Below are 26678 nucleotides of genomic sequence, written 5' to 3'. Positions count from 1 at the left end.
AAGGAGTAATATTCATTATGCGAGTTGGAATTTGTTACGATGCTATGGAGGATTACGGATTTAAAACAGTAAATTTTGATTCTTGTAACCGACCTACCAAAAAAACTATATATACTATAGCCGAAATAGTAGAATCCCAAAGGCATGATATATGTTTAGTAGGAGGTATTAGAGGTTTTTTAGATTCTTTTGAAAAATATCAATGTGATTTATTCTTCCCAATTTATGGAGGTTCTCTTGGAACTGGGAAACAAACGTGGTTTCCAACAACATTAGAACTCCTCAATCTTCCATTTATTGGGACAAATGCAATGGGAGTATTACTAGCATGTAATAAATATCATACAAAATTAATAGCAAGCGCAAATAATATTCCCACTATTCCTAGTGTACTTTTTAGGGAAGATATAGAGTTACATAGTACTCCATCTATACCTTTTGATTTTCCATGCGTTGTAAAGCCAAATTTCGAAAGTCACAGTAGGGGTGTTTTCTTAGCTCATAGTATGGCTGATTTGAATAAAAAAGTTTCTAAATTATTAAAAGAATACCATCAACCTATTCTGTGTGAGCCTTTTCTTTCGGGTTCCGAAATCACAGTTTCACTTTACGAACAGGATGGAGTGCCGAAAGTCTTCGGAATGGCCGAGATAGTTGGCATGGATGGGAATACATTAGAAATATATTCATATGAAAATAAACATTTGCAAAAATGCCCGAAAATCATTCCTCGAATTTCTTCTGTAACTAACGATATAATCAAATTATATGCAATAAAAGCCTTTAAAGAGTTCGGGTGTCATGATTATTGTCGAGTCGATTTTCGCCTTGATGACCAGGGTAATCCATATTTGCTAGAAGTTACACCAATTCCTAGTCTTCCATTATCTGCGTCCTTTTTTACTGCTGGCCGTTTATATAATAACTCACCTGAGGTGGTTATTGGTAACATTATTTCTAGTGCAAAAAAACGATTCAACCTTGTTAGGAAAGGATGAGTAGTCTTATGAATATAAATGATATCAATCATGGAACTGTATTAATTATCAATCGTATACATTGTCGAGATAATATGAATCTCTTCCAGCGAAACTTGGAATTTTCATCAGATACTATGTACAATGCCTTATATATGGCAATGAAAACCGTATCAAAGAAAGTGACATGTTATACTTCTCTCCAAGAATTTATAAATAATATTCAGCACCACAAAGATGATATTATATTATCGACTGTTTGGTCTGGGACAGATTCACGTAATCGCAAAATATTTCTTCCATCGCTTTGCGAGGCTTATGGATTAAGCTATGTTGGTGCAGATGCCTATGTACAAGCACTTGCAGCGGATAAAATTTTATCAAAGACTTATTGTGCGCAATATGCAATTCCATCCGCAAAAAGTATTACACTTACGAAAAAAAAAGAGTATGGTTTGTTGCATACTCTTTCTTATCCACTAGTAATAAAGCCTAATTTTGAAGGTGGTTCTATTGGTATTTCGGATAAGAATATTGTTGATAGTCCTGCAGATGCTCAAGGATTAGCAGATACCCTTCTACAAGAATATACCATGTTAATTGCAGAGGAATATCTGGAAGGAGAGGAAGTTTCCGCATGTATTGTTGGAACGCCTAAAAATATTAAATTATTTGAAGTTGTAAAAATAAGTTTAGATGGCGAAAGTTATTTCAAACACCGCATTTTAGGATATGAATCAAAAAAAGGTAAACAAGCATATCAAGAACGAGAGGTGATTACAGATCAAATTACATTAGATACTCGAAAAAAACTCGAAAATGCTTTTATTGGTTTAGGGAAAGTCGATTTTATGAGAATCGATGGACGATTAAAAAAAGGGGTATTTTATTTACTTGAATTAACCCCTGATTGCAGTTTGCATCCGGAATGCTTCATGTTTAAAGCATTTTCACATAATGGATATACATATGAGAATATGATTGCCGCTTTGTTGAATCAAGCTATAAAGTAAATAGGAATCTGCTTTAAAAAGTAATGGAGGATACTTTAGTACAACAGAATGGCATCCAAGTATTTTGAGTGATTAAAATTCATAATACAAATGGTAAAAGAGTCTATGTATACTGGGAAAACTAATGTAAATCCACAGAATTAACAACAGGAGCGGAGTCTTTTTGAAAAGCTCCACCATTTGAGACTCACTATACGTAAATGGTATAGATGGTTGACCATTTACATTTAAAGCACGACGGACTGCACCTGCTTGATTACTTTCTTCTGTTTAATGGTAAGCCCGTTCATCAGCCAACGATACTGCTGTGGTGTCAGTTCCCAAGCTTTCTGTCCATTGAGCAGCCACTGGAAGGTTCACTAATCATTTGTCAAGGAACAGAAATCTGTCACCTTCGTAAAGTATTCCTTTGATTTGATCTGTCCACCTTCCGCAGAACAGAAACAAATTTCCCTGTTCATAGTGATCCAGTTCAAAACAGTTTTGTACGATGGCAGTCAAGGAGTCGATTCCCTTTCAAAGATTCGTATAGCCGCAGGTGATATATGCCGAGAGTTATCCGTATTATTCAGCATTCTGTGTCACCTCCAACATCATTTGCAGAAGCTGGCAGGAAGCGCCTTTCCAGATACCGATGATTAGATGATGTCTGGAAATAGTGATGGGTGACATTGTAAGTGGATTGCGATCCGCTTTCGGCGGCTCCTGCAGAGGCTGTGTACCCTCGACAAATATAGCAGAGTTTTGGGCAATCATGCTTTCCCGTATTTTCCTGAGCAGTAGTGATACTAACTTTTGATACCATGTGCAGCACAGTAGTTCTGGATGGTCATGCCGAATTCTTTGCGATTGCAGATAATTTGTTTCCATTTCTGCATTCGGATGAATGCTGGTTCTTATGTGTTCATGCCTTCCTCCTCAGTTTGAACCTTGTATCAAAGTGTCTCCTACAGTATCTCAAACTTCGTGATATGTCCTCACCCGTCGGTTCCTAGTGAGCTGTGGTATTCCATTTCTTTAGGTAAATAATCCAAAACATCAAAACACCAATGCGATAAAAAGCACACATGCCATGGCTTATTCAAAAGAAAATCTGTACCATCTGATGTAAATGTTCCATTTATTCTGCACTCTAAAGTATGGCAATACGCTTTAAGCTTATCAGCTTTTTTATAATATAACTCTGCCGCCTCGAAGTTTCCTATAGCATTATAAAAAAGGAATAAGTTATAACTAATAAATGCATGCATATGTTTGTCTGGAACCCAGTTCAAAAGTTCTAGTATTCTAGTAATAATCAAATCACATTTTTGATAATAATTATTTGCTAAGCACCATACTAATTTATTATTAAAAATAGCTAGAAGATGAAACGGTTTTGATGCATTAAGTTCAGCATGTTCTAAGCTTTCCCAAACCGTTTCATCATATTGGCCTGATAGCAAATCAATTGCTGCTTTATTTGTCTCTAGCATATGGCGGGCAATATACGTATTATCCAAAAAGTTTTTAGCATCCTTAATAGCTTTTCTTGCATTTTCAATATCACCACTTATTGCTAAATAAAAAGAGAGTGCCAATTGAGATTTTCCTACTTGGACAGACAGGTTATTATTGCTGAAAAAATCTATACTTTTTTTTATTGAAGCCATTCCATAATTACGGGGTTTATAAAGTGCTTGTAACCGCAAATAGTAGCCATATTCGGGGTAACAGTCTAATTTGTACGATGAAATCTCATCTGCTATAGTTCCACATTCCTCTTTCTTATTTAATTTCCGATAATTGATGATCAACATAAGCGAAAGAACTAACCAGTGTCTAGTACCTTGTTGTGTTTTTTTGCGTAATGTGTTTATTCTATTAATTACATCTTTTGATTGTCCCAATTCAGTGAGAAAAAGGAATTGATATGTTTCCAATTGAAGGTCATTTATACTTTCAATTTGCATTTGGTTTATAAAATTCAATCCATCAGTATACATCTCATAATCGTAACAGATTTGTAATATTTTTTTATACAAAATAATATTATGTAAAGTATCTTTATTTGTAATTTCAATTATCAATTGCAGAAATGGCAAAATATCATTTGACTTTATGGAACTCATTGCTTTATAGTCTAAATTTAATATTAAATCATATAATAGTGTAGAATCAAAGTCACTATACAAACGTAAAAGATTCAACAGGAGTTGTCCAGATGAATAATATGTATAGTCATGTTCGTCAAACTGCAACTTTAAAGCATCTGAAAAGTTCCTACAAGCTAAATTATAGTGAAGAGCAAAATGTGTTGTACAATTCTCTGCGAACACATTCAATACACTTGAATGATTAATCTCTAAAATATCACCGTTGCGTTTTATCAATCTTGAAGGGTTTTGTAATTTTTTTATACACTCTCCTAGCATCTCAACATCTGGAATAAAGTTAGGTATCATCAGTTGATTTAATAGAGGCATTGAAATTTTTCCATTTGCAACGTATAAAAATGCGATTATTTGTTGTTCAGAAGGATCCCTATATATTAAATTTGCTTTGGTTGAATTGTAATGCGGTATATCCGAATCTGATGCTGATTCGGACTCAATATCATAGGTAATTTCAAAATCTTCAAGATCACGAATGTTTCCATTACTCTGATTAATATAATGTTCCTTCATTTTTCCGGAAAAATCCTTAGAAAATATTTTTCCAGAACATTGTTCCACAGCTTTCACTGCATCAGAGCTTTCAAGATATGTAAGTTTATTATGTATTACACGGATCTGTGTTTTTTTTAATGTTTCTTGTAAAAACAACATATTTTGTACAGAATTACTATCTGATATAGTATATTCAAGTAAAAATAATGGGGCTTGCTTTTTAGATTCATTCATCCAATCCATTATAAATTTAAGTGAAGTATCATCCAGGTTTTGTGTGTTTTCAACATTAAGAATCACACGATGGTTAATAAAAATATATTTTATATATTCGGCAATAATTAAACGGTTTTCCTCTGTATTTTCATTTAATATATGGTAATAGTTAAAATCACCTAAGTGAAAAACTCGCTTCATGATTTGTAAAAGAACAATGATACCTATTGTTAATTTATTTTTGTCAGCATAAAAATGTTCAAAAAATCTTTCCCATATACGTCTTTTTAATACTCTATTTTTAGAATGGCTAACGTAATAATCAAAAGAAAGCTTTTTTAAATATGGTTTTCTAGGTGATTTTTTTAATACTTTTAACAATTCTTCAAAAATGGTATACAAAAAAGTACCTTCTTCATAATGTGAATTATCTTTTCTTGCAGCAATGGCTTTAACAGGAAGCCCATCATTTATTACATTAATAGTTTGCATAAATTTTAGTGTGGTCGCACTTTTTCCAATGCCTGAATTTGAAAACAAAATGTAAGCAGTTGATTTTTTTTCTGCTAGTAAATCACGTAGTTCATTTTTTGTTTCATCACGATCCACAGGGTAATCCATATTTCCTTCATATGGGAAAAATTTGTTGCAGACTTTCGTTTTCATAAATGACTCCTAAACGTTGAGGATTTAGCAATATTGCATATAACCATCTACTATTTTTCATTTCATCTATCTGACTAATCCCAGACTTCTGTTAAAGATATTGTAACTGATAACTTTTTATTATCCATTAGATTCTATCACACTTTCACTTGGTCTTCATCAAAATCTTAATAAATTTTTCCTTTATATTCCATTATATTTCACTAAGCCGTTTACCGTAAAGGGGAAAGCGGCCAGAATACAAATCCAACTGATAGTTTCCAACCTGAAATAGGGGCGCAGCAGAAAATAAATCAGCACCGCTACGCCGCAGGCACAGACAGAAAAAAGAAACTGTCTTAAAGACAGCCCGAAGAACATGGATTCCGTGTATTCACAAATCTCTCGATTAGTTTTCACTTCCAAACTCATCTGCCCCTTTCCTTATCTTTTTCCTTTTCAGGCTCCATTATCTTAAGTATCCACTCTTTCCTGCCGAACTTCAGTATCTTATCTCTGAGAATATCTTCAGCAGGAGCTTCTTTTCGTTGACCTCTTTTAGCATTTGCCCAAGAGCGCCTGCGCTGATTCCCATTTCATCGAATATAAGAATAAACTCATGGGCGGACGAAGGAATCGAGTAATAGTCCCTTTGAAACAGTTCTCCGATTTGTTCTTTTATTTCCGGATAAAAAAGAACTGTAGCACAAGGCCACTGAAAAAGAGGCCGCTTTCAATTCTGAGGTTGTTGGTGGTCACGCTGAGACTTTTGATCTTTGCACTCTTTTTGTAACAGCCCTCTTTGAATGGACACCGTTAGCATTTCTCAACGTCAAAAAAGTAGGTGTATACCTCGCTGTAGTTGTTATGTTTGCTCAGATTCATGCTCATTTGGCCAGCTTGCTTGATCATCGTTTCACCCTCATTTTCGACTATCATTAGTATCGCATATACATGTGATGGGTGGTTAATTTTAGCTTATTTTTGCCTTGTCTTTGGAGAACTCTTTCATCTGTCACAAAATGCAGAATTTATAAGAATTCAGACACTTTAAAGGCCGTCTGCACGGAAGTGCCAGACGGCCTTTAGGAGAACTATCAAAATTTAAATTTCAATCTATTTTACCGGAAATACGGTCTGCTCCGTTATCTCCGTTTCCAGCGCTCTCAGCGCGGTTTCCATCATCTTCTTCCGATAAGCTTTCTCTTCTTCCGGAGGCAGATCCGGCCTTCCCACCGGATGGGGGATAGATACGCCGGGAACGACCCGGTTTGCTCCCACTGAGATGGAAATGGGTGTTACTGTACATACGTGCACAATGGGGATTCCCGCAGCGTCAATATGCTTTACGATCGTTGCGCCGCAACGAGTACAGGTCCCTCAGGTGGAGGTTAAGATCGCGCCCTGAATCTCTTCACGCTTTAATTCCTCGGCGATGGCATCGCCGAATTGGGCTGCCTGGTCCGTGCCCATGCCGTTGCCCACAGTCACATACGTGAAATCACACAGTTCGCCGATCCGGCCTTCCTTCTCCAGCTCCGCCAGCATATCCACTGGCAGGATTCGGTTTCCGTCCTCATCCCCATAAACGGGGTCATATCCGCCGTGGACCACCTTACCTTTGGTAGCGCCTTTGCCGCCGTAGCTCTCTTCATAGCTGTATCGTTTGAATTTCGTACAGTTGCACGCTTCCAGATGATCCGGATTGCCAAGAGGCACCATGCCCCCGGAAGTCATGACGATGATTTTCGCCTTGCTCATATCCTTGATGGCTGGGCTTGGTACCACCTTTTCAAAGATGGGCATGGGCAGCTCGGTTTGATATTCTTCGCCTTTGATCTTCTTGAGCAGCATGTCCAGACAGCGCTCAGCTCCCGTCTTTTCTTCAAAGTAGTTCTTGCGGATTCCTCTCTGCACATAGCCTTCCTCTTCCGGCCCTTTGATTTCCGCACCGGAGTCGATCTTCTTTACAAAATCGCGGATGGCCGCCAGAGCATCCTTCATGTTTCTGGCAGAATTGCCTGTGGGCAGGATATAAGCATATTTCCGAAACAGCTCCATCCCCGGATTCTCCTCATACATACCGGATACGGCGTTGAGTCCCAGCTCTTCGCAGGCGATTTTGCAGACTTCGCCGCAGGCCATTCCATATCTTCCTGCGTTAAAGGCCGGGCCCGCGATCAGCAAATCCGTCTCTTCTTCCTTTAATATTTTAACGATATCATCCTTCAGCGCCTGAGCGTTTTCCACAAAATAATTATCGCCGCAGACGATTGTGGCTGTAATCCGGATGTCCTCACCCAGCAGATTCTGGAGCGCCAGACCGGGACCAAAAGGCCCTTTTCTCACTTCCAGAGGATGATGAGCCATATCCTCTCCGCCGATCTGCCCGAAGAATTGATTGATATAATGTACAACTCTCATGTTAACACCTCCTCTTAATATACGTAGGAACTCATTTTCAAGGTTCCCTGGCCGATGACCGATCCCATGATGATCGACAGGGAAACCCGGATACTGCCGTCTTCCCGGATGCTCTCTTCTGCTCCGCCCGACATATATTTGACTTGATTCTGGTCTCCGATGATTCGCTCCATGGGAGGCAGGACCACGAATTCGTTGCAGTCGCCCACATTGATCACCGCATCCGCTTCCGGGGCAGTATCGGCAACCGGCTCTTCCACTCCGTCCGGCCCCAGCATCATCACGGTTTTAATGTCATTTTTTTCACAGCCGCGGCAGATCATCATCAAATCCGCTTCCGGATTACCGCCGCCCTCCTCTGGAATAGCCACCCCGTCAACGCCGAGCAGCCTGGCCATTCTCACTGCCGATGAGCAGCATCTTCTCTTATCCGCAAGTCCCGGATAGGTGGGTACCGCAATGAGACCCCGAAAGTCGATTTCTTTGCCATGGCGTTTGTAAAACTCCTGGACAAGAGAATTATTCTGATGGTCGTATGTGGTATATTTATCGCCGGCGACCACGCAGCATCCGTTTACGATCGCACCGTCAAAAACTTCATTGGGATGAAGCAAGGTGGGGTGAAGTTTTTTTGCGTCCACGCCGTACACATAATTGTCGTGGAGCAGCCCCTGGGCCATGATCATGTACATGATCGCCACCTTGGGCAGCTCCTCTTTCACCGGACCCAGCTGGTAAGTCTCCTGATAATCCGCTTCCTCTCCCAAAGCGGATTTGGCCAGGTAGTGGGCTGCTTTCAGTCCTGCTATCCTTACCGCGGCTTCGTGTTCAGCCGGCTTGATTCCTTCTATGGTATCGATCACAAGGACGACGTTGTTCAGCTTTGAGTAGCGGGTATATTCGGCCCCCGGGCCGGACATATCGATGATCCCCTCCTGGAATCCGACAATAGTACCGGTGCTCACAACTGAGCAGCCCCGCAGCACCTTGGTCGTGCCCTCGCCGCAGTCTCCAAAATCGCCGATGATTCCCGGAAAAGACGTTTCACTCTCTTCCTTGATTCTCGGCTCGATCACATCCTTTACAGGAATGATTCTCGCCGAATCTCCCGGCTTTGCCAGCTGGATATCGATTTTGGCGAACACCGGATCAGCCAGATATTCAATCAGCCCCTTTTTGTCGATCACAAGGGTGCCATCTTTGATATCGTTGTTCTCTCCAAAACAGATATCCTTGATTTCAATGATATCAAGATTTAATTTCATTCCGCTCATATTGATTACGCTCCTTTCTCATTCTTGTTTATTTCTTCCGTCTGCTTTTGATCTACCTTCTTCGACAAATAGGCCAAAATGCAGGTTACCGCGATATAGACGACTGTGAGCACTCTTACGGCAGCGATGATAAAGGCAAAGGCGTTTTCCGGTCCGTAGGTTTCCATATAGTATTCGGGGCCCCAGGAGCCTTCATAAAACGGCAGAAAGAAGCTCGCGATAGCTCCCAGAATCCCCAGCACGCCGTAGAGAACCGCGATTCGTTTTAAATCTCCGAAACACAGTTTTGTCCGCGGATTCACTTCCTCGTTGTCCGCCCCGAAGGAAGCCAGGCCTCCGCTCTTTCTCTTAAAGTACACATATAGCAGCGGGATAATGGCCGCAGCCGCCATGCCTGACACAAAGTAGTCGGCGCCGTTAATCATCAGTGCGATGAAAGCTACGATAAACACAGGCATCAGCATGAGGGTCACACCCTTTATTCCGAAGGGCAGTTTGAAAGGCCGTTCCATTTCAGGGGCCTTTTTTCTCAGAGCGATACCGGACAGGCAGACTAGCACATAATCGACGATAAACAGCGTTACCGACATGGTGATTACGGTAGAAAAATCCAGGGTACAGCCGATGATGGATACGATGGCGATGGTAACGATGGTCACATAGGGAATCCCCTTGTTCTTGCTAACCTTGGTCAGAATTTTCGGCGCCAGCCGGTCCTCGGCAATAGCGTAGAAATTTCTTGAAAGAGAAATCATGCAGGTATTGTAGTTGGAGAGACATCCCACGATGGCGACAACCACCATGAGGGCTCCGAATACGGGTCCTGCCATTGCGGCAACGGTGGAATAATTGATGCCGCCCGATCCCCAATCCTGCCAGTTTCCAGTCGCAGAAACGCCTGCCAGAGTCGGCAGCAGGTAAGTCAGCGTAATCAGCGGCAGACCGATCAGCAGGGCTTTTGGCACAACCGTTCTGTCTTTGCAGTCGCCTGCCAGGGTGGAAACCGAGGTATAGCCCGAATACATCCACATTCCGATGGCAAGGGCTCCCGAAATACCCCAGAACAAGCCTTCTTCTTCGTTGTAGAAGGGCTGTATCGGGTTGGAATCCCAGTTGACAAATCCCACAGCAGCTACAAAGGCAAAGGCGATAATGATGACCATGGACAGCAAGGTGCTTACCCAGCCCACCTCCTTGATGCCTCTCAGGTTGATGGCCGTAAAGAATAAGATGATTGCAACTTTGATGATAAAGGCCGTTCCTTCCGACATGGGGATCAGAGTAGTTAAATACCCCACTCCCAGGATGATATACGATGAATTCTCCACATACTGGGCGATTACTCTGCACCATCCGGCGACAAAGGCCCAGAATTCGCCCAGACCGGCCTGGGTCCATTTGTAGAAACCCCCGGTATAGGGCATGGCCGATCCCAGTTCCACGGAAATCATTGCCTGGGGAGTCGCCCAAAAGAGCGCGATTAAAATCAGCAGCAGTACCGTCATTCCCGGGCCTGCCACCGGAATCATTTCTTCGATTCCAAAGCATCCGCCGCAGCAGAAGCTGTACATGATGAATACCATAGTATAAAGCTTTACATCTTGAGCCTTGACCTTACTATTATTGAGAACCAGGTCAGGTCCTTTGTTTTTGTCCATTACACTCCTCCTATTATCATTTTTATCAATATAATATAATTGTACAATCGTTTCTATATATAGCAAATATAATGCCAACCCTGTAATCCTTTCAATTTCAACGTTTTCAGAAAATACAAAAAACAAACCTGCTCTCAAATGAGCAGGAAAACTCAAAGGAGAGCAGGTTTGCTGTGAACAAACAAGGTTTATCTTAATCCATATTTACTGATTTTTCTGTTTAACGTGGCTCGAGATACCCCCAAAGCCTGTTCCAGTTCCGGCGGATTGGCGCATTTTTCCATGTAGTTTTTTATTAAATTCTTTTCTGTAATGGCGACGGCTTCTTCCAGAGTGATGCCCTCATACTGGAAGTTATCGATGGTTCCGTCATCAAAGAGCATAGTCGTCACATCCTCCTCCTTGATTACATCGTTTAGACTGATGAGCATCAGCCTCTCCACCACGTTTTCCAGCTCGCGGATATTTCCCGGCCAGGAATAATTCTGCAGGATTTTCATGGCCTTGGGTGAAAAACATTTTTCCTTGCCGTACTGCTGATTCAGCTTGTCGGTAAAGAATTGCACCAGGGACATGATTTCTTCTTTACGCTCTTTCAACGCCGGTATTTTAATGGGAAACACACTGAGCCGGTAGTAGAGGTCGGCACGGAATTCCCCTTGCTCCACCTTTTGCAGTAAATCCTTATTGGTAGCGGCGATAATCTGTACGTTGACCTTGATCGATTTGCTCCCGCCCACACGCATGATTTCGTTTTCCTGTATGGCTCTGAGCAGCTTCACTTGAAAGCCCAGGGAAACTTCTCCGATTTCATCAAGAAAGAGCACTCCTTCATTAGCCAGCTCGAAGAACCCTTTTTTGCCGGTATCACTGGCCCCGGTAAAAGCCCCTTTTTCATATCCGAAGAGCTCCGATTCCAACAGGGTTTCTGGAATCGCTCCGCAGTTGACGGCGATGAAGGGTTTTCCTTTTCGCTTGCCGCTGCTGTAGATCAGCTTGGCAATTACCTCTTTGCCGGTTCCTGTATCGCCCTGGATTAACACCCTGGAGTCAAAGTTGGCCGCCGTGATTGCCAAATCCACCACTTTTCGCATCTGGGGTGATTCAGCGATAATGCCCACGTTTTTCGTCATCTCAGCCCGGATATACAAAAGCTCCTGTTCGTACTTGCTGTTCTTCTCCAGACTTTCCTCAAGCTCCCGCTCAATGGCCTCTAAGGTGTGTATCTCCCGTTCGCAGCAAACCACCATCTTCACCTTGCCGTTTTCCATATAGGGCATGGCGGTGGTTAAGAGATCCGTTTCCTCATATTGAAACATGCTGACCGGCTTTTTCTCCTCGATCACCCTCAGCGCGGCCGAATCCCGGTAAATGCCGGCCTGGATCAGTTCCCGCATGTTTCTGCCGATGATGTTTTCCCGTTTCTGGCATCCCAGGCTGTTGATATTCAAGTCGATCACAGTGCCTTCGCCGTCGGTAATAAATACGCCGTCATCGATACATTCGATAATTGCTCTTGCATATTGCTTTTCTTTCTCCGTAAGCTTATTAAAATCCATCCTGCACCTCCAATCAGGATCCGTCCTTTGCTGCCGGAATCGGGCTCCAGTAAATTTAGGGGACCGGCCTAAAAATTTACGCAAAGTTGTGGGTTTGCGGGGCCTCATATCGGTTTAAAACAAGAAATCTGCCTTTAAACTGAATTTGAGAGCTTGGAATCGTTGGAAAATGCGTAAATTTTTAAGAGTTTCTTGTTTTTTTGCCCAAATACCCAGACTGTCCAATCCCCAAGTCAGCGGCTGCTCAAAATCCGATTGAGCGCTCCCGCGGCCAGCCGGATATCGAGCATGGTATTGAAATAGCCGAAGGAAAACCGGACCGTCCCCTGGGGAAAGGTCCCCAGCGTCTTATGTGCATGGGGCGCGCAGTGGAGCCCGCATCTGGTCATGATCCCGAATTCATTTTCCAAGGTAAAAGCGGCCTCTGCATTGTCCAAATTGACAAAATCCAGAGATACAACCGCGCACCGGCCGCCGCCGGAAGGAAGGCCCGCCAGCCTGACTCCCTTCATATTGCTCACCTCTTCAAGAAAGGCATCTGTAATCCGCTGTTTCTTTTCTATGATGGCGGCCAGCCCTTCCTTTTCTATAAAATCCACCGCATGCTTGAGGCCGATGATGCCAGGGATATTCAGCGTTCCCGGCTGGAATTTGTCCGGCAGCAGTTCCGGCATTTCCTCTTTGTCGGAAGCACTTCCCGTACCGCCGGAAAAAAGCGGTTTCATCGCTCCGGCCATCCTTTTGGAAAGGAGCACGATGCCGATTCCCTGAGGCCCAAGGAGGGCTTTATGTCCCGGCGCTATGAGGGCGTCGGCGCAGCATTCTTCCATATCGATGAAGGCACTCCCCGCAGTCTGAGAAGCGTCCACGCAGAAGAAAATTTCCGTTTCTTTGCAAATGCTGCCGATTTCCTTGATGGGAATCAGCGTGCCGCACACATTGGACCCGTGGATGGCCAGCACCAGCTTTGTTTCCGGCCGGATCAGCTTTCTGATTTCTTCCACATTCAGCCGGCCCTGCGCATCGCACTGAGCCTCGCTCCATAAAACACCCTCCTTCTCCAGCTGGGTCAGCGGTCTGACCACCGCATTATGCTCCATGGAGGTGGTAATGACATGATCTCCTTTTTTCAGCAAACCTTTGAGCACCATATTGAGGCCGATGGTCGCCCCCGGAGTAAAAATCACGTTTTTCGGATCCGTGCAATGAAAGAGTCTGCATAAGGCTTCTCTTGCTTCGATGATTTCCCCTTCCAGGCTGTAAGCTTTCCTGTATCCTCCCCTGCTGATGTTATATCCGTTAAAATCGATATGCTTTCCTATGGCCTCCCCAAGACCTGGAGCTTTGGGAAAGGACGTGCTCCCATTGTCACAATAAATCTGCTTCATGTTCTATCTCCTTGCAAAATAGCCCGGCCTAATAGTCGAACTTATATCCGTATTTCTCAAGCACAAAAAATTTGAAGGTCTCGGCTGTGGGCGACATGGTGATTTTATCGTTATATACCAAATAGAACTCCCTCTCTTCGTCATAATCTTCCATATCGAATACCAGATACCCTCTGTCCGCCCTCTGACGGTCCGCCGCCACTTCTGAAATGATGGATACGCCCATGCCGCCTCTCACCGCCTGTTTGATTGCTTCCATGCTGTTCATGCTGGCGGCCACATTCATGGAAGTGTGGGGGATGCCTTTGGCGTCCAGTTCCTTTTCAAAGGTTTCCCTTGTGGCAGAACCCCGTTCTCTCAGCAAAAACGGCTCTCCAATAAAGTCCTTCAACTGGAGCCGCTCTCCTTCGCGTTCTTTAAAGTGGGGAACTTGAGGGGTGATGAGGACGGCCTTGTCTTTCATCAAAAGCTTGTAGGTCAGCCCGTCGTTTTCTTTGTGTCCGGTAAATCCGATTTCACCCTTATGGGCTTTAATGTTATCGGCGACCAGGGAGCTGTCCGACTGTTCCAGATAAAATTTCGCCTTACCGTATTCCTTTTTAAAATCCGCGATGAGCCCGGGCACGATGTATTCTCCCGGAATGCTGGAGCTTTGTATGCCAATCGTCCCGTTGATGTTGAGGGAAAAGTTCTGCAGGGAGTAAATGGCCTGCTCCCTGGTATTGAGCATGGTCAAGGCGTAATTGTAAAAGAGCTTTCCTTCCGCTGTGGGCAGGGCTTCCTTTTTGGTCCTGTCGATGAGCTGCAGCTGCAATTCCTTTTCCAGCGCATTGACATGGGCGCTGATGGTGGGCTGGGTTAAAAAGGTCGCTTCCGCTGCCTTGGAAAAGCCTTTATATTTTATCACATTGACGAAGGCTTCAATCTGTTTGAAATCCATATCAGTCCTCCTGTCTGTAAAGCACTCTGCAATCGCCGGTCATTTTGGTGATCTTGTTTTCATCGGCGTATTCCAGAATCATGACAGCGTACTTTCTCGATGTTCCGATCAGATCCCTGTATTGGGCCAGGGTGATCTTTCCCTGGCGGTCGATGGTATTGATCAAAACGTCTATTGCCGATTTTAAAGCGGCTGCGTCCATATAGTATTGATAGTTCAGCCTGCCCAGTACTCCGCGGTTGTGCATGGAGCCCAGGATTTGGCCCGCCAGCCTGGGGTCCTTTTCCCCTGCGGCCACCTCCTGGGTCAGCGGCGGTTCCAGACCCGCTTTTTCATAGATCGCTCCAAGACGATCCGCCATCTTCTTTTGCTCCTCTGTGTATGTCACCTGAAAATCCCTGAGGGACATGGTTCCGGCTTCTTCTTTCACGGCTTGTCCCTGCAAAAGATCGTTGATCAGAAGCTCCAGTTTTTTCTGGTCCTCTGTGCGCAGGAGTCTGCCCAGCTTTCCGCGGAACTCCTCTTTGGGCATGCCGCTGCTTACGGGATTTTCCCTGTGATAGTTTTCCAAAAGTGCCTTTGCTTTGGATTGAACATCGCTTAAATACGTTTTATGTAAAAGAAGGTTTTCACTGATTTTCTTGATGGTCTTTTCTTCAAGCAGAGCATCAACCAGTTCTTCCGCCTCCTCCTTTGTCTTTCCCAGCTTTCGGATCACTTCCGCCAGATCTCCCAGCCGGAAGCTTTCTTCCAGGAAAATCTGGGCCAAGACATCCTGGTCCTTTCCCTCATCTTGAATCTTAAGGCTGGCAATTGCTTCCTCGCTAAAGCGTTTTTTCTTTTTGGCGGCAGCGTCCAGGATTTTACCGCCGCCGATGGTTTCCAGTGGTGAATAAAACCGGAGGATGAACCGGTCGCCCCGCTTGACGGCGATCTCTTCTTCAAATCTCAGCTGGGCGTAGCAGGACTCTCCCTCACCTATCGCCTCCTGATCCAAAAGGACGGCCTTGCACAGGGCTTCCGCCGATCCATAATAGAAGTGGAGTCTGCTGCCTGATTTGAGGATGCGTTTTGTTCGGTCGAACATATCGATCCGCACGTCGATCATTCGTGTGTTCTCAAGAAGCCCCGGGTAAGCGGCCACATCGCCCCGGTTGAGCTCCTCTTTTTTGATTCCTGCCAGGTTGATGGCAGTACGCTGGCCGGCTCTGGCTTCCGTCACTGTATTTCCGTGTACCTGAATATTCCTTACTTTTGCCTTTTTCTGGGACGGATAGAGCAACACCTCATCGCCGGTTCCCACCGAGCCTTCCATCAGGGTTCCGGTAATGACCGTGCCGAAGCCGTCGATGGTGAACACCCGGTCGATGGGCAGCCGGAGCAGCCTTCGGTCTTCCCGCCTGCTCCCGCACTGGGCCGCCATTTCCAGGATCTGGTTTTTCAGTTCTTCGATGCCCTGGCCTGTATAGGAAGAAACCTCCATAATCGGCGCGCCTTCCAGGAACGTGCCTGCCACATTGTCCTTGATATCTTCTTTTACCACTTCTCGCCACTCTTCATCCGCCAGATCCGCCTTGGTCATTACCACGATGCCTTTTTTGATCTTGAGCATTTTGAGAATCTCAAAGTGTTCTTTTGTCTGGGGCATAAAGCCTTCATCCGCGGCTACGATCAGGAGCACGATGTCGATGCCGCCGATCCCGGCAAGCATATGCTTTACAAACTTTTCGTGGCCCGGCACGTCGATGATACCAATATCCAGATCCATGTCGTTGGGCAGATCGGCAAACCCCAGCTCAATGGTGATGCCCCGCTGCTTTTCTTCCTTCAGCCGGTCGGTGTCAATCTGGGTCAAGGCTTTGATAAGGCAGGTTTTGCCGTGGTCGATATGGCCAGCTGTTCCGATTATCACATTCTTCATGATCTCGACCTCCTAATGGCAGTTTCGATTGCCGCCATCGCCTCTGCGATGATCGGCAGCTCCTCATCGGCCACTGTGCGCATGTCAAAGTAAACTGCGTCGCGGATGATCCTGGCGATAATAGGGATGTTGTTTTTTCTCAGGAGCCGTTCTATTTTCTCCGCCGGTATCTCGGTCTCTAGTTTCACCGCGATCCCTTTCAGTTCGGTGGTGGGAGCACTGCCGCCTCCCACCTGTTCCGCCGCTTCCACCACCCGGCATTTGAAGAACATGGAATCGTCCAAAAGGGCTTTCAGCTGCTCGCCCCGGCTTCTCATGGACTGGATATCCTCGCTCAGCATTCGCAGCGCGGGTATTTCCTTGAGGGCTTTTTCCTGGTCAAGGTAAGTCCTGCAAGTAGATTCGAGAGCGGCCAATGTCATCTTATCGATTCGGACTACCCTTGCCAGGGGGTGGTTTTTCATCTGGTTGATGAGGCTTTTCTTTCCTGCGATGATCCCGGCCTGGGGGCCTCCCATCAGCTTGTCGCCGCTGAAGAGGATCACGTCGATACCGGTCTTGAGGCTTTCTCCCACTGTGGGTTCTTTAATGCCGTAGCTGCTCAGGTCTACCAAAAGGCCGCTGCCCATATCGTAGATGACCGGAAGGCCGCTTTCCTTTCCCAGAGCCGTCAGCTCCGCAAGATCGGCTTCCGCTGTAAAGCCGACGATGCGGTAATTGCTGGTATGAACCTTCATGATGGCTGCGGTCTCTTCCGTTATGGCATGTTTGTAATCGGCAATCTTAGTCTTGTTTGTCGTTCCCACTTCTACCAGCTTTGCTCCGCTTCTTGCCATGATATCGGGAATGCGAAACGAGCCGCCGATTTCCACAAGCTCGCCTCTGGACACGATGACTTCTTTGTCTTCAGCCATGGCTGAAAGGCACAGCATCGTCGCTGCTGCATTATTGTTGACCACCATCGCAGCCTCAGCTCCTGTTATTTTGCAGATGAGGCTTTCCACATGGGAATGGCGGGAGCCCCTTGCTCCCTTTTTCACATTATATTCTAAGGTCGAATAACCCTTTGCGATCTTCATCACGTTGGCGCACGCAGAAGGGGATAATCCCGCCCTTCCCAAATTGGTATGAAGAACCACGCCTGTTGCGTTGACTACGTTTATCAGGCTGGGGCGCTTCTTCTGGCTGATCCGTTCAGTGATGGCCTGGAAAAATGCTTCTTCATCAAAGGCCGGAGCTGATCCGCTGCCATTTAAAATCTTTGCTCGTTCTTCTGCGATCACCTCTCTTACCGACTCCACGATCAAGTCTCTCGATGTATCCTCAAAAAACGCAAATAGGCGCTGATCTTGCAGCGTCTGATCTACTTTGGGAAGCTTTGATAAAAGCTTTTGCTTATGTTCCATCTTTATCCTCCTGTCTGCAAGTTTATGGCGGGAGTATGTGGGAATCGAACCCACCTGAGAGGCTCCTAACCCCTCAAACCGGTTTTGAAGACCGGAAGGCACACCAGCACCCATCTACCCCCATATCTTGTCTGAATATGGATGTTTGTGGTAATGTTTTGAAGAATAAGGGCAGGTACCAAGAAAGTTCGCATTATAAGGAGGCGCATGCCGTACCTGCCCGACTCTTTTCTATCTATTAAATGTATTGTTTTTCTGTCAGTATTTCTTCTGCTCTGTCTTTATTGGCTTCGCTGATGCGGATGATCGGTCCTGTGCAGCCCATTCCGCTTTCCGCGTAGATGTTCTCCCGCCAAAGGGCCATGACCGCATCCTCCAGATCCATGACTTCGATTCCTGGTATCTGAGCGGTGACGATCTCCTTAGGCGGCGCTTCCACTAGATCTTCCTCTGCAGCCGCGGCCTTGGGCTGTGAAAATTCCTTTAAAATGTGGTCCAGTCCGGCCTTCTTGGCTTTCTTGAATTCTTCCTCGGCGATCTTGTTCATGCCGTTTTTCAGAAGGTTTGCCGCGTATTCCACTGCTCCTGCGATCAGCGGCGCTCCCGATGCCCTGGAAATAATCATAATGGTCTTGTCGAATCCTTCGCCGACTCCCGGTCCGTAGCCCCATCCCAGGGATTCGTATCCGCCGCCGGTGGTATAAGAAGAAAAGATTTTTACCATCAGGTTTCCGGTGAGGGAGTCCATGACCATGACATCCGCCGTTCCCTGAAGAAGGTCGTTTCCCCGCATCACGATGCCGCCGTCCGCTCTGCTTGACTGGGCAAAGGTTATGGGGTATCCGCCTTCTGAAAGCTTGAGCAGCGCCTTTTCGCACTGGCGTGCGCCATCGATGTTAGCGATTCCCACCGCCGGATTCTCAACGCCGTCGGCCTTGGCCGCAATAATCCCGTACACGGCATTTTTAATCATGGCGCATACCCGATCCGTGTCCGCCGTACCTGTGGTCGTGGCAAGGTACATGGTTTTTCCCATTGCCGGAGTCACCACCTTGCCCACCGTTGATACGCCGATGGGGAACGGATAGTGCATGGTTACCGCACCGTCGATCTCTCCCGTTTCCAGCAGTTCCTCCATTTTGTCATGGGCATCTTCACCCTGGATCAGCACAGCCTTCAGGCCCTTTGCTTCCGCCAGCTTTACCGCCTGCAGAAGATTGTCGTCTCCATGCTCGCTGCCGTCGGCGGCGATTCCGATGGTGTATTTTTTGCTGAAGTCTCCCGATTGGAGGCCGTCTGCTATATCCATAAAGGACTTTGCGATCATTTGTTTTATGTTCTGTTCTGACATCGTCTTCTCCTTTCCGCTTATTTGCTGAGGAGATTTCCGGCAAATTCACGCATTGCTTCTCCGATCAGTTCCTTGATTCTTCCTTCATCGATACCGGCTGTCTCTTCTGCGCCTTTTCCGTCGTTGGCTTCGATAACAAAACTGATGCCGTCGAAGAGATTGGTCATTCTGCCCAGGAAGAGGCTTCCTTTACCGATGATCATGGCCCTTTTAATCTTGCCCGCTATCATGTCTTCTCTGGCAAATCCAAGGTAAGGCACGCCGGAAGGAATATGGCCCTGAGTAGGCGCCCATCCTGTAAGTCCGTGTTCTTTAACGAAATCGGCGATACCGGCCCGCTCGATATCTCCCCGCTTTACGCCCAGCGCCGCGATCATCTTATAGTTTGCTTCTGGAACGTCTCCTGCTCCTGCCGGCTTGGTGATATCCGGGTTTTGCATTTCAGGGGAGAATTTGTCGACGTCGGTTATTTTCAGGCCCGCCCGATCCAGAGGCTCGGTCACCAGAGAACCGATGACAGCCTGAGGCGATGAGCCTGTGCCTACGGTGTGTTTGCCCACGATGTCGGTACGGATCTGAGGGCTGACTCCGTCGTCGGCTGTGATGAGTACGGAAAATCCCGCGATGGCATCCTCCAGAATAGGCATGTCTTTTTTAACATGATCTTTGCCGTTCATGCCCAGCTTGGCGGTACATCCGCCGGCTGTGACAGCAACGGCCTTGAAGGTTCCCGCCTTAACCAGCGATGCCGCATTGAGCAGAGCGTGGGCAGGTCCGGCGCAAAAGCCTCTGGCATCGGATCCGGTGGCGTTGACAAGGCCCGCTACTTCCGCCGCAGCCTTTGCGAAGTTTCCGCCGCCTCTCTGGTTCATATCGCCGCAGGCTTCCTCACAGCAGTCGATCACATATTCGATTTCCGACGGATCGACGCCGGATGCTTTTATAAGGTGAAGCAGCGACAGTACGCTGGATGCTTTTGTCACCAGGTTTTCCAGCATGACATGGGCCGATAGATTGACATCGATGTCGTGGGCCCGCTTAACTGCTCCAACCAGCTTTCCGCCATGATACAGCGGTTCTGCGTGTTCTTCTTCAACAAGCTTTGCTATTTCTTCTTCTGTTTCTTTGTTTTTATCTAAAATCGCTGCCCGCTCGGCTCCGATAAGCGTATGGGCCGCTAGTTTTTTTCCAACCTCTGCTGCAAAAGATGTTTCCAATTTTACCAGGTCAAATACGTCGCAGATCTGAATCAGTCCGATGAATTCATCCTGGGGCATGATCTCTCCATATTTACCTTCTCTTTTGCCTTCTACTTTTTTGTCGTACCATGGGAATGGTTCCGCCGACAAATCTTCCGGCGTCTTGTTTCCTATGTACACCTGGTTTGGCAGGTAGCCTGCCGCAGCTTCATAGCTTCTCAGGTGGTTTGGAAGTTCCTTCAAATACTCCGATTCGGGATTTACCGCTTTCTCGGTTGTCTGTGTCGTACCGTTATATAAAACCATGTCAGGTGTGATTGCCAGTGTGTAACTGCTGCCCTTTAGTACTGCGTATCCGCCCATTTAATTTTTCCTCCATCATTTATTTCGAACAAAGCCCGCTTCCCTGAGAAGCCGCCTTTGTCAATGCTTGGGAAATATCGCTGATGATATCTCCTGTATAATAGAGAAGCCGCCTTTCGCCTCTGACAGAAGGCGGCTCCCGCATGTCTTCGTATTTCCCACCCCGCGGCAACGCCGGATAGATGGTAAAAATACTATAACTTGCAAGCTGTGTCGCAGCAAGATTCAGTATTTTTTACCCTGCGGCGAAGCCGTATTCAATGGTAAAAATACTACAGCTGATCTCTGATCGCAGTCATTTCGCTTACGATATCATCGACATCCAGCACCATTTCCATCATGCTGATCTGTTCATCATAGACAGCTTCATCGACTTCTGCCTTAACTTCAGGTTCACAGATGTGATATACGGAGAGTCCCAACGAGACTCCTGCTAAAGGACCTGCATAGGTCGGATCTCCGAGAGTTACGGTTTCTGCTGCAAGGCCAGCTGCTTCTCCTTCAGCGGCCCCTAACAGAACAACTAAATCCTCCTTACCATATTGGTCGTAGAATTCTTTTACTCTCTTCTGATTCTCCAGGTCCATAGCACCTGCGGCCGTTCAAACGAAGCATTCTGTTGATGAGAATACGACTTCTGCTCCAGCGCTCTTGGCGCATTCTTCGATTGCAGGGCCCGGAATACCGTCACGGTCTCCGATGATGACTACTTTCTTGTCTTTTAACAATGCCATTATGTTGTCCTCCTTTCTTTGTTTTTTTGCAGCAGCGCTTTGAGGGCACTGCCATAGTCACTATATATACATAAATTTATATATATCAAAATTGAACGATGTAAGTTTGTCCCTTGATTAAACGTATTTCTTAATCATCTCTTCCACTGCTTCCGGTGTGGCGTCATCTTTCACCAGCTCTTCTACTTTTTCGCCGTCTTTGTAGATGGCGATGACCGGAAGACCCATGATCTTCTGGCTGATGGCCAGTCTTCTCGCCGATGTGGTGTTCAGCTTGCAGAACTTGATCTTGTCGCCGTAGGTTTCGGCAAAGCCTTCGATATGAGGCATGAGGGCCTGGCATGGCACGCATCCGTCTCCGAAAAAGTCTACTAATACGACGCCTTCTGCCTGTAAAACTTCCGGTTCAAATGTTTTTTTGTCACAAATAATCATTTCATTCTCCTTTTCTATCTTTGGGGTTTTGGTTGATCAATCAATTGGAATTATTCATTCTCTTCAATATACTTGCCTGCCTGTACAGCTGCGATGGCTCCGTCCGCCGCTGCTGTTACCACCTGCCGCAGGCTCTTGACCCGGATGTCTCCGGCCGCGAATACGCCGTCTACGCTTGTCTTCATGTCAGGGTCGGTAACAATGTATCCCTTTTCCATCTCTACCTTGCCCTGGAAAACTTCGCTTTCAGGCTTAAAGCCGATGAATACGAAAACGCCGAAGGTTCCATCCTCTTCATCTGCGGTCACTTCCGTAAGCTCTTTGGTTTTTACATTTTCCACCACCATGGATTCCAGCAGCCCGTCGCCCTTGAGTTCTTTCACTACGCTGTCCCACATGAACTCGATCTTCTTGTTGGCAAAGGCCTTTTCCTGTATGGATTTTGCCGCTCTGAGGGCGTCTCTTCTATGAATGATGGTGACCTTTCTTGCGAACTTGGTCAGGTAAAGGGCTTCTTCCACCGCCGAATCGCCTCCGCCCACTACGAATACTTCAAAGTCTTCGAAGAAAGCCGCATCGCAGGTCGCGCAGTAGGATACGCCTTTTCCTGTAAATTCCTTTTCGCCCGGACAACCGATGGGTACCGGGGATGCTCCAGCCGCGATGATTACGGTCTTTGCACGGTATGTATCTTTCTTTCCTGTAAGGATTTTTTCCTTGCCTTCCAGCTCCATATCCACGATGGTGTCGAGGACTTTTTCTGCTCCGAAGTGGTCCGCCTGCCGGCTCATCCGATCGATGAGGGTAGGTCCGGATTCTTCTTCCAGTCCTCCGGGATAGTTTTCGATCTCCGCTGTCTGCACGATCTGGCCGCCGTCCTTATCCTTTTCAATGATCAATGTGGATAATCTGGCTCTTCCTGCATACAGACCTGCCGCTAAACCGGCAGGGCCGCTGCCGATTATGATTACATCATACAATTTGCTCATTTGGGTTCGTCCTTTCTTTTTTAAAGTTTTAAAGCTGTCTTTGTCAGCGAGTAGTCCAAGATCCGGAAATCCTCATTTAACCGCTCGCTGTTATTTATGTACTTGTCGATTCGTTTTCCGTTGAGCACCGAATAGTCGGCGATCCGTTCCCAATCCTCCAAAGCCGCGTCTTTTCCTTTTTCCAGGATAATGGTCAAATAGGGAAAGGGTCTGGCCCGTCTGCCTCCCATGGGGTCTGCGGCTAAAAAGTGATTGCCCTTTGAAAAGCGTTCCTCGCACTTTGACAAGACCGCTTGAACGCTGCCGTCGATAAACTGTAATTCGTGGCTTGTTTTTTCTTCCACCAACTGCTTTGTCAGCGGATTGTTGGTCAATACAACGTAATTCATGGCTTTTGCCTCCACCTGTTTTTTTCGATACCAGCTGCCGTATCTTTGTATTTGCTGATTACAATTTATATTAATGCAAATATAGTGCCACTTTTCAAATCCGCCAAAACAAGCCAATCTATAAGGATGTCAAATCCATCGCTGCGCAATTATGATCGCAGCTGCTCAAAATTGAGAGTCTGCTTCATTTTGCATGATTCCCTGCATGGAACTGTTTGACACTATTATTAAAAGCAAGTCCCATGCCACTTTTTTAATTCTCGCCATTCATATTATCAATCAGCTGATTTTCAATGATTCTTATTCAAAATGCATGATGTACTACATTTTACCGTCCGTATGTTCTCCCATATTCCCAACTATACCTGGCTGAACAGCAATAATCTTTTCGTAGAATACATTTTTGCATTCTACGAAAAGATTTTATGTGAACTTTCAATTTTGTCAAAAACAGCATTTATTTTTCAAGAAATGAATGCGTCTGTTAATGCACAATCGCAACAGGTGCATTTTTGCACCGTTCGCAAATAATACTCCTGCGTTATTCAAATACAGTCTGTCCTTTAATCTCTGTCGTTAAAGCTTTTAATGATTTTTCTAAAATACGCCTTCTGATATTTTTTTCTTCTTCCAGCGAAAGACCCGGATTTCCCAGTGGATGGGGTATGGCAACAGCCGGAACGATTCGGTTGGCCCCCACAGTCAATGAGATCGGTACTACTGTGCAAATATGCACAACCGGAAGCCCTGCTCTTTCAATTTCTTTTACCATCGTTGCGCCGCAACGTGTACAGGTCCCTCAGGTGGAAGTGAGGATGACAGCGTCCACTCCTGCGCTAAGCAGCCGCTTACCGATTTCCGCTGCATACTTCTTAGCATTGGCTACGGAAGTCCCATTGCCAACTGTCGTATAGAACTTATTATGTAAGCTTCCAATCTTGCCTTTTCTCTCAAATTCCCGAAGAACGTCTACCGGCAGTACTCTGTCCGCATCTTCATTGGCATACACAGGATCATATCCGCCATGGGCAGTTTCAAAGGTCTTTTCCGTTAAATCCAAGAAACTGCTGATATCATATTCTCCAAACTTGGAAGCGCTGGAAGATTCAATATGATCCGGATTGCCTTTTGGTACAATGCCGCCGGAAGTAACCAGAGCGACTTTTGCTTTACCCATATCCTTGATTGCCGGATTGGGAGTAACTCTATCAAAATCAGGCATCGGAAATTCAGTCGTAAATTCTTCTCCTGCCATTTTTTTGAGCAGCATTTCCACAGCCCGTTGTGAGCCTCTCTTTTCTTCGAAAAAATTTACCCGAATCCCGTTTGGTATATAGCCTTCTTGTTCGGCAAAGCCAATTTTTTCACCTTTCGCCACCTTCAGCCCAAAAGGTGCCATTACTTTTACAGCATCTCTCATCCCTGCGGCGCTGTTCTTTGTAGAAATGATATATACATCTTTCTTGAACATGTCTGCCCCGGGGTTCTCTTTGTACATACCCGTCACAGCCGGAATATTAAGTTCATTTTTCACTGCGGCTGCAACCGTACCGCAGGCTACTCCGTATCTTCCCGCATTAAATGCCGGGCCACAGATCACTAGATCCGGTTTTTTACTTGCAATCATTTGTAATACTATTTTTTTCGCTTCTTCCATATTTTCATTAAAATATGTATCGCCACAGATTACAGTGGCAATGATATCTGCTTCCCCGCCAAAGGCTGCATGAAAGGCCATTCCCGGACCTACGACGCCGTCCCGGAGTTCCGGCCTGTAGTCTGCTTTTTCTTCGCCGCCTATATTGGCAAAGAACTGATTGATATAATGAACAACTTTTATTTTTTCCATTCTCTGCTCCTATCTTGCGCTTAGTTTGTTAAAACCAAGTTCATTGGTTGCTCCAGTTATTGCTTGAAGTTCTACGGTAATCCTTCCATCTTCCTTCAGACTTCCATCAAATCCGCCTGCAACGATATTTGCTGTATCTTGATAACCGATCACTTTTTTCATTGGTCCGAGCACAATGACTTCATTGGCATTTCCGCCTGTAATAACTGCATCTGCTTTGGCGTCCGCATCCGCCAGAGACTGTGAAGCTCCGTCACGCCCCGCATACTCATCTGTGATGATAACCGTATTGATCCCTTGATCCTCTATTTTCTTACAGTTCATGATCAGATCGGTATCTGGGTTTCCGAAACCTTCCTGGGAAATAATAACCCCATCCAAATCCAACAATCTTGCTAATTTTGCTGTCCAGTCTGACGACCGTTCCTTGTCTGCCAGATACACATTCTCATTTGTAATAATTACGCAGACAAAATTCAGCTTTTTCCCGTGTTCTTTAAACAGGTCCAAGATAACTGGATTGTTCAAATGATGATAGGTCGTATTTTTGTCACATGCAGAAACGCAGTTTCCACTTATGATTGCACCATCCATCAGTTCCGTGGGGTGGATGATCGTTGTCAATGATTTTTTCATGTCCACACCGTATACATATGTATCATGCATCAAACCCTGACTCTGAAGCATCAGCACATATGCCACCCTCGGCAGATGAGGAAATTTTTCCAATCCTTCTTTTACACCATAAGTTTCAAAAGTCTCCACTTCTCGGCATTTTATATCTCTGGCCAATTCTCCCAGGTATTTAGCTGCTTTCAGCCCGGCAAACCGCACGGCTTTTTCGTGATCATGCTGCTTGGTTCCTTTTACAGGCTCACACACTACCACCAGATTATTCAACTTTGAAAATGGCGTATATTCTGCTCCCGTTCCAGACATATCAATGATGCCTTCCTGAAAACCCACGATTTTTCCTGTCGTGACAACGGCCATTCCCGTAAGTACATTGGTCTGTCCAGATCCCACAACATTGACTTTGGAAAGCACTCCTGGGAATACGTCCCCGCTTCCGGATACCTTGACTCGTGCCTCGATCACATCTTTTACCGGCATGATTCGAATGCTGTCTCCAGGCTTTGCAATTTCCAGATCAATAGATTCTAGGGTCTCATCCTCTTTAAGATAGTCGATCAACTCTTCTTTATTGACATAGAGTACATCTCCTACAATCTTTGATTGGTCATCAAAGCGGATATCATTGATAGGCACATATCCTAATTCCAATTTCATATTATTCCTC

20 protein-coding genes, 1 tRNA gene and 2 pseudogenes are annotated in these 26678 nt (G+C 45.6%); 2 read left to right on the top strand and 21 right to left on the bottom strand.

Annotation, left to right across the window (positions count from 1 at the left end; genetic code table 11):
- Positions 1-17: 17 nt before the first annotated feature.
- Positions 18-998, top strand: coding sequence for a D-alanine--D-alanine ligase family protein (locus NIA71_RS19350; RefSeq protein ID WP_253021234.1), 981 nt, complete (start codon positions 18-20; stop codon positions 996-998).
- An 8-nt stretch (positions 999-1006) separates the two neighbouring features.
- The gene (locus NIA71_RS19345; protein WP_253021233.1) at positions 1007-1990 is read left to right on the top strand and encodes a hypothetical protein; all 984 of its coding nucleotides are present in this window, start codon (positions 1007-1009) and stop codon (positions 1988-1990) included.
- A gap of 363 nt (positions 1991-2353) precedes the next feature.
- Here NIA71_RS19345 and tnpB read toward each other — a convergent pair whose 3' ends face one another.
- The 21 genes and pseudogenes from tnpB to NIA71_RS19250 all read right to left on the bottom strand — a co-directional run bounded on the left by tnpB (position 2354) and on the right by NIA71_RS19250 (position 26668).
- Complete coding sequence (gene tnpB, locus NIA71_RS20145; RefSeq protein ID WP_367177923.1) at positions 2354-2500, bottom strand: IS66 family insertion sequence element accessory protein TnpB; 147 nt, start codon at positions 2498-2500, stop codon at positions 2354-2356.
- Positions 2501-2967: 467 nt separating this feature from the next.
- Positions 2968-5520, bottom strand: a complete 2553-nt coding sequence (locus tag NIA71_RS19340; RefSeq protein WP_253021232.1) for a tetratricopeptide repeat protein — start codon at positions 5518-5520, stop codon at positions 2968-2970.
- Between the two features lie 186 nt (positions 5521-5706).
- Positions 5707-5925, bottom strand: a pseudogene (locus NIA71_RS19335) (PrgI family protein); the annotation flags it as partial.
- Positions 5926-6001: 76 nt separating this feature from the next.
- Positions 6002-6193: pseudogene (locus NIA71_RS20140) on the bottom strand (DUF5688 family protein); the annotation flags it as partial.
- A gap of 422 nt (positions 6194-6615) precedes the next feature.
- Entirely contained in the window at positions 6616-7923 is a 1308-nt protein-coding gene (locus NIA71_RS19330; RefSeq protein WP_227754658.1) for a glycine/betaine/sarcosine/D-proline family reductase selenoprotein B, read from the bottom strand.
- 14 nt (positions 7924-7937) lie between these two features.
- Positions 7938-9197, bottom strand: a complete 1260-nt coding sequence (locus NIA71_RS19325; protein WP_253021231.1) for a glycine/sarcosine/betaine reductase component B subunit — start codon at positions 9195-9197, stop codon at positions 7938-7940.
- A gap of 5 nt (positions 9198-9202) precedes the next feature.
- The gene (locus NIA71_RS19320) at positions 9203-10855 is read right to left on the bottom strand and encodes an APC family permease (RefSeq protein WP_253021230.1); all 1653 of its coding nucleotides are present in this window, start codon (positions 10853-10855) and stop codon (positions 9203-9205) included.
- Between the two features lie 188 nt (positions 10856-11043).
- A complete protein-coding gene (locus NIA71_RS19315; RefSeq protein WP_253021229.1) occupies positions 11044-12414 on the bottom strand; it encodes a sigma-54 interaction domain-containing protein in 1371 nt (456 codons plus the stop codon).
- A 233-nt stretch (positions 12415-12647) separates the two neighbouring features.
- Positions 12648-13802 carry an aminotransferase class V-fold PLP-dependent enzyme gene (locus NIA71_RS19310; protein WP_148397734.1) on the bottom strand — a complete coding sequence of 385 codons (1155 nt, stop codon included), beginning with the start codon at positions 13800-13802 and terminating at the stop codon, positions 12648-12650.
- A 28-nt stretch (positions 13803-13830) separates the two neighbouring features.
- Positions 13831-14742, bottom strand: a complete 912-nt coding sequence (locus NIA71_RS19305) for a selenium metabolism-associated LysR family transcriptional regulator (RefSeq protein WP_148397733.1) — start codon at positions 14740-14742, stop codon at positions 13831-13833.
- A gap of 1 nt (position 14743) precedes the next feature.
- The gene (gene selB, locus NIA71_RS19300; RefSeq protein WP_253021228.1) at positions 14744-16663 is read right to left on the bottom strand and encodes a selenocysteine-specific translation elongation factor; all 1920 of its coding nucleotides are present in this window, start codon (positions 16661-16663) and stop codon (positions 14744-14746) included.
- A complete protein-coding gene (gene selA, locus NIA71_RS19295) occupies positions 16660-18069 on the bottom strand; it encodes an L-seryl-tRNA(Sec) selenium transferase (protein WP_227754662.1) in 1410 nt (469 codons plus the stop codon). The genes selB and selA overlap by 4 nt, the downstream gene beginning before the upstream one ends.
- A gap of 25 nt (positions 18070-18094) precedes the next feature.
- Positions 18095-18191, bottom strand: a tRNA-Sec gene (locus NIA71_RS19290).
- Positions 18192-18307: 116 nt separating this feature from the next.
- Complete coding sequence (gene grdD / locus NIA71_RS19285) at positions 18308-19420, bottom strand: glycine/sarcosine/betaine reductase complex component C subunit alpha (RefSeq protein WP_253021227.1); 1113 nt, start codon at positions 19418-19420, stop codon at positions 18308-18310.
- A gap of 17 nt (positions 19421-19437) precedes the next feature.
- Positions 19438-20982, bottom strand: a complete 1545-nt coding sequence (gene grdC / locus NIA71_RS19280) for a glycine/sarcosine/betaine reductase complex component C subunit beta (protein WP_227754664.1) — start codon at positions 20980-20982, stop codon at positions 19438-19440.
- 272 nt (positions 20983-21254) lie between these two features.
- On the bottom strand, positions 21255-21716 hold the full coding sequence (gene grdA, locus NIA71_RS19275) for a glycine/sarcosine/betaine reductase complex selenoprotein A (RefSeq protein WP_148397728.1): 462 nt from the start codon (positions 21714-21716) through the stop codon (positions 21255-21257).
- Between the two features lie 117 nt (positions 21717-21833).
- Positions 21834-22151 (bottom strand): thioredoxin TrxA, encoded by a 318-nt coding sequence (gene trxA, locus NIA71_RS19270; RefSeq protein ID WP_148397727.1) that lies wholly within the window; start codon positions 22149-22151, stop codon positions 21834-21836.
- A gap of 50 nt (positions 22152-22201) precedes the next feature.
- A complete protein-coding gene (gene trxB, locus NIA71_RS19265) occupies positions 22202-23140 on the bottom strand; it encodes a thioredoxin-disulfide reductase (protein ID WP_148397726.1) in 939 nt (312 codons plus the stop codon).
- Between the two features lie 20 nt (positions 23141-23160).
- Positions 23161-23529, bottom strand: a complete 369-nt coding sequence (locus tag NIA71_RS19260; protein WP_148397725.1) for a GrdX family protein — start codon at positions 23527-23529, stop codon at positions 23161-23163.
- A 541-nt stretch (positions 23530-24070) separates the two neighbouring features.
- Positions 24071-25378 (bottom strand): glycine reductase complex selenoprotein B, encoded by a 1308-nt coding sequence (gene grdB / locus NIA71_RS19255; protein ID WP_253021226.1) that lies wholly within the window; start codon positions 25376-25378, stop codon positions 24071-24073.
- A gap of 9 nt (positions 25379-25387) precedes the next feature.
- Positions 25388-26668 (bottom strand): glycine/sarcosine/betaine reductase component B subunit, encoded by a 1281-nt coding sequence (locus NIA71_RS19250; protein WP_148397723.1) that lies wholly within the window; start codon positions 26666-26668, stop codon positions 25388-25390.
- Positions 26669-26678: the final 10 nt, after the last annotated feature.

The sequence above is a fragment of the Ihubacter massiliensis genome (assembly GCF_024125305.1).
In the GTDB taxonomy this organism is placed as follows: domain Bacteria; phylum Bacillota; class Clostridia; order Peptostreptococcales; family Anaerovoracaceae; genus Hominibacterium; species Hominibacterium faecale.
The sequence above is the reverse complement of the archived record's forward strand: the minus strand, read 5'-3'. Positions and strand labels throughout refer to the sequence as shown.

Coding starts and splice junctions, on each gene's coding strand:
- NIA71_RS19250 (WP_148397723.1), bottom strand. CDS start 26,668: ATGAAATTGGAATTAGGATATGTGCCTATCAATGATATCCGCTTTGAT.
- NIA71_RS19350 (WP_253021234.1), top strand. CDS start 18: ATGCGAGTTGGAATTTGTTACGATGCTATGGAGGATTACGGATTTAAA.
- NIA71_RS19310 (WP_148397734.1), bottom strand. CDS start 13,802: ATGAAGCAGATTTATTGTGACAATGGGAGCACGTCCTTTCCCAAAGCT.
- NIA71_RS19320 (WP_253021230.1), bottom strand. CDS start 10,855: ATGGACAAAAACAAAGGACCTGACCTGGTTCTCAATAATAGTAAGGTC.
- NIA71_RS19325 (WP_253021231.1), bottom strand. CDS start 9,197: ATGAGCGGAATGAAATTAAATCTTGATATCATTGAAATCAAGGATATC.
- NIA71_RS19345 (WP_253021233.1), top strand. CDS start 1,007: ATGAATATAAATGATATCAATCATGGAACTGTATTAATTATCAATCGT.
- grdD (WP_253021227.1), bottom strand. CDS start 19,420: ATGTCAGAACAGAACATAAAACAAATGATCGCAAAGTCCTTTATGGAT.
- NIA71_RS19260 (WP_148397725.1), bottom strand. CDS start 23,529: ATGAATTACGTTGTATTGACCAACAATCCGCTGACAAAGCAGTTGGTG.
- selA (WP_227754662.1), bottom strand. CDS start 18,069: ATGGAACATAAGCAAAAGCTTTTATCAAAGCTTCCCAAAGTAGATCAG.
- selB (WP_253021228.1), bottom strand. CDS start 16,663: ATGAAGAATGTGATAATCGGAACAGCTGGCCATATCGACCACGGCAAA.
- trxA (WP_148397727.1), bottom strand. CDS start 22,151: ATGATTATTTGTGACAAAAAAACATTTGAACCGGAAGTTTTACAGGCA.
- NIA71_RS19340 (WP_253021232.1), bottom strand. CDS start 5,520: ATGAAAACGAAAGTCTGCAACAAATTTTTCCCATATGAAGGAAATATG.
- NIA71_RS19315 (WP_253021229.1), bottom strand. CDS start 12,414: ATGGATTTTAATAAGCTTACGGAGAAAGAAAAGCAATATGCAAGAGCA.
- trxB (WP_148397726.1), bottom strand. CDS start 23,140: ATGAGCAAATTGTATGATGTAATCATAATCGGCAGCGGCCCTGCCGGT.
- grdC (WP_227754664.1), bottom strand. CDS start 20,982: ATGGGCGGATACGCAGTACTAAAGGGCAGCAGTTACACACTGGCAATC.
- NIA71_RS19305 (WP_148397733.1), bottom strand. CDS start 14,742: ATGGATTTCAAACAGATTGAAGCCTTCGTCAATGTGATAAAATATAAA.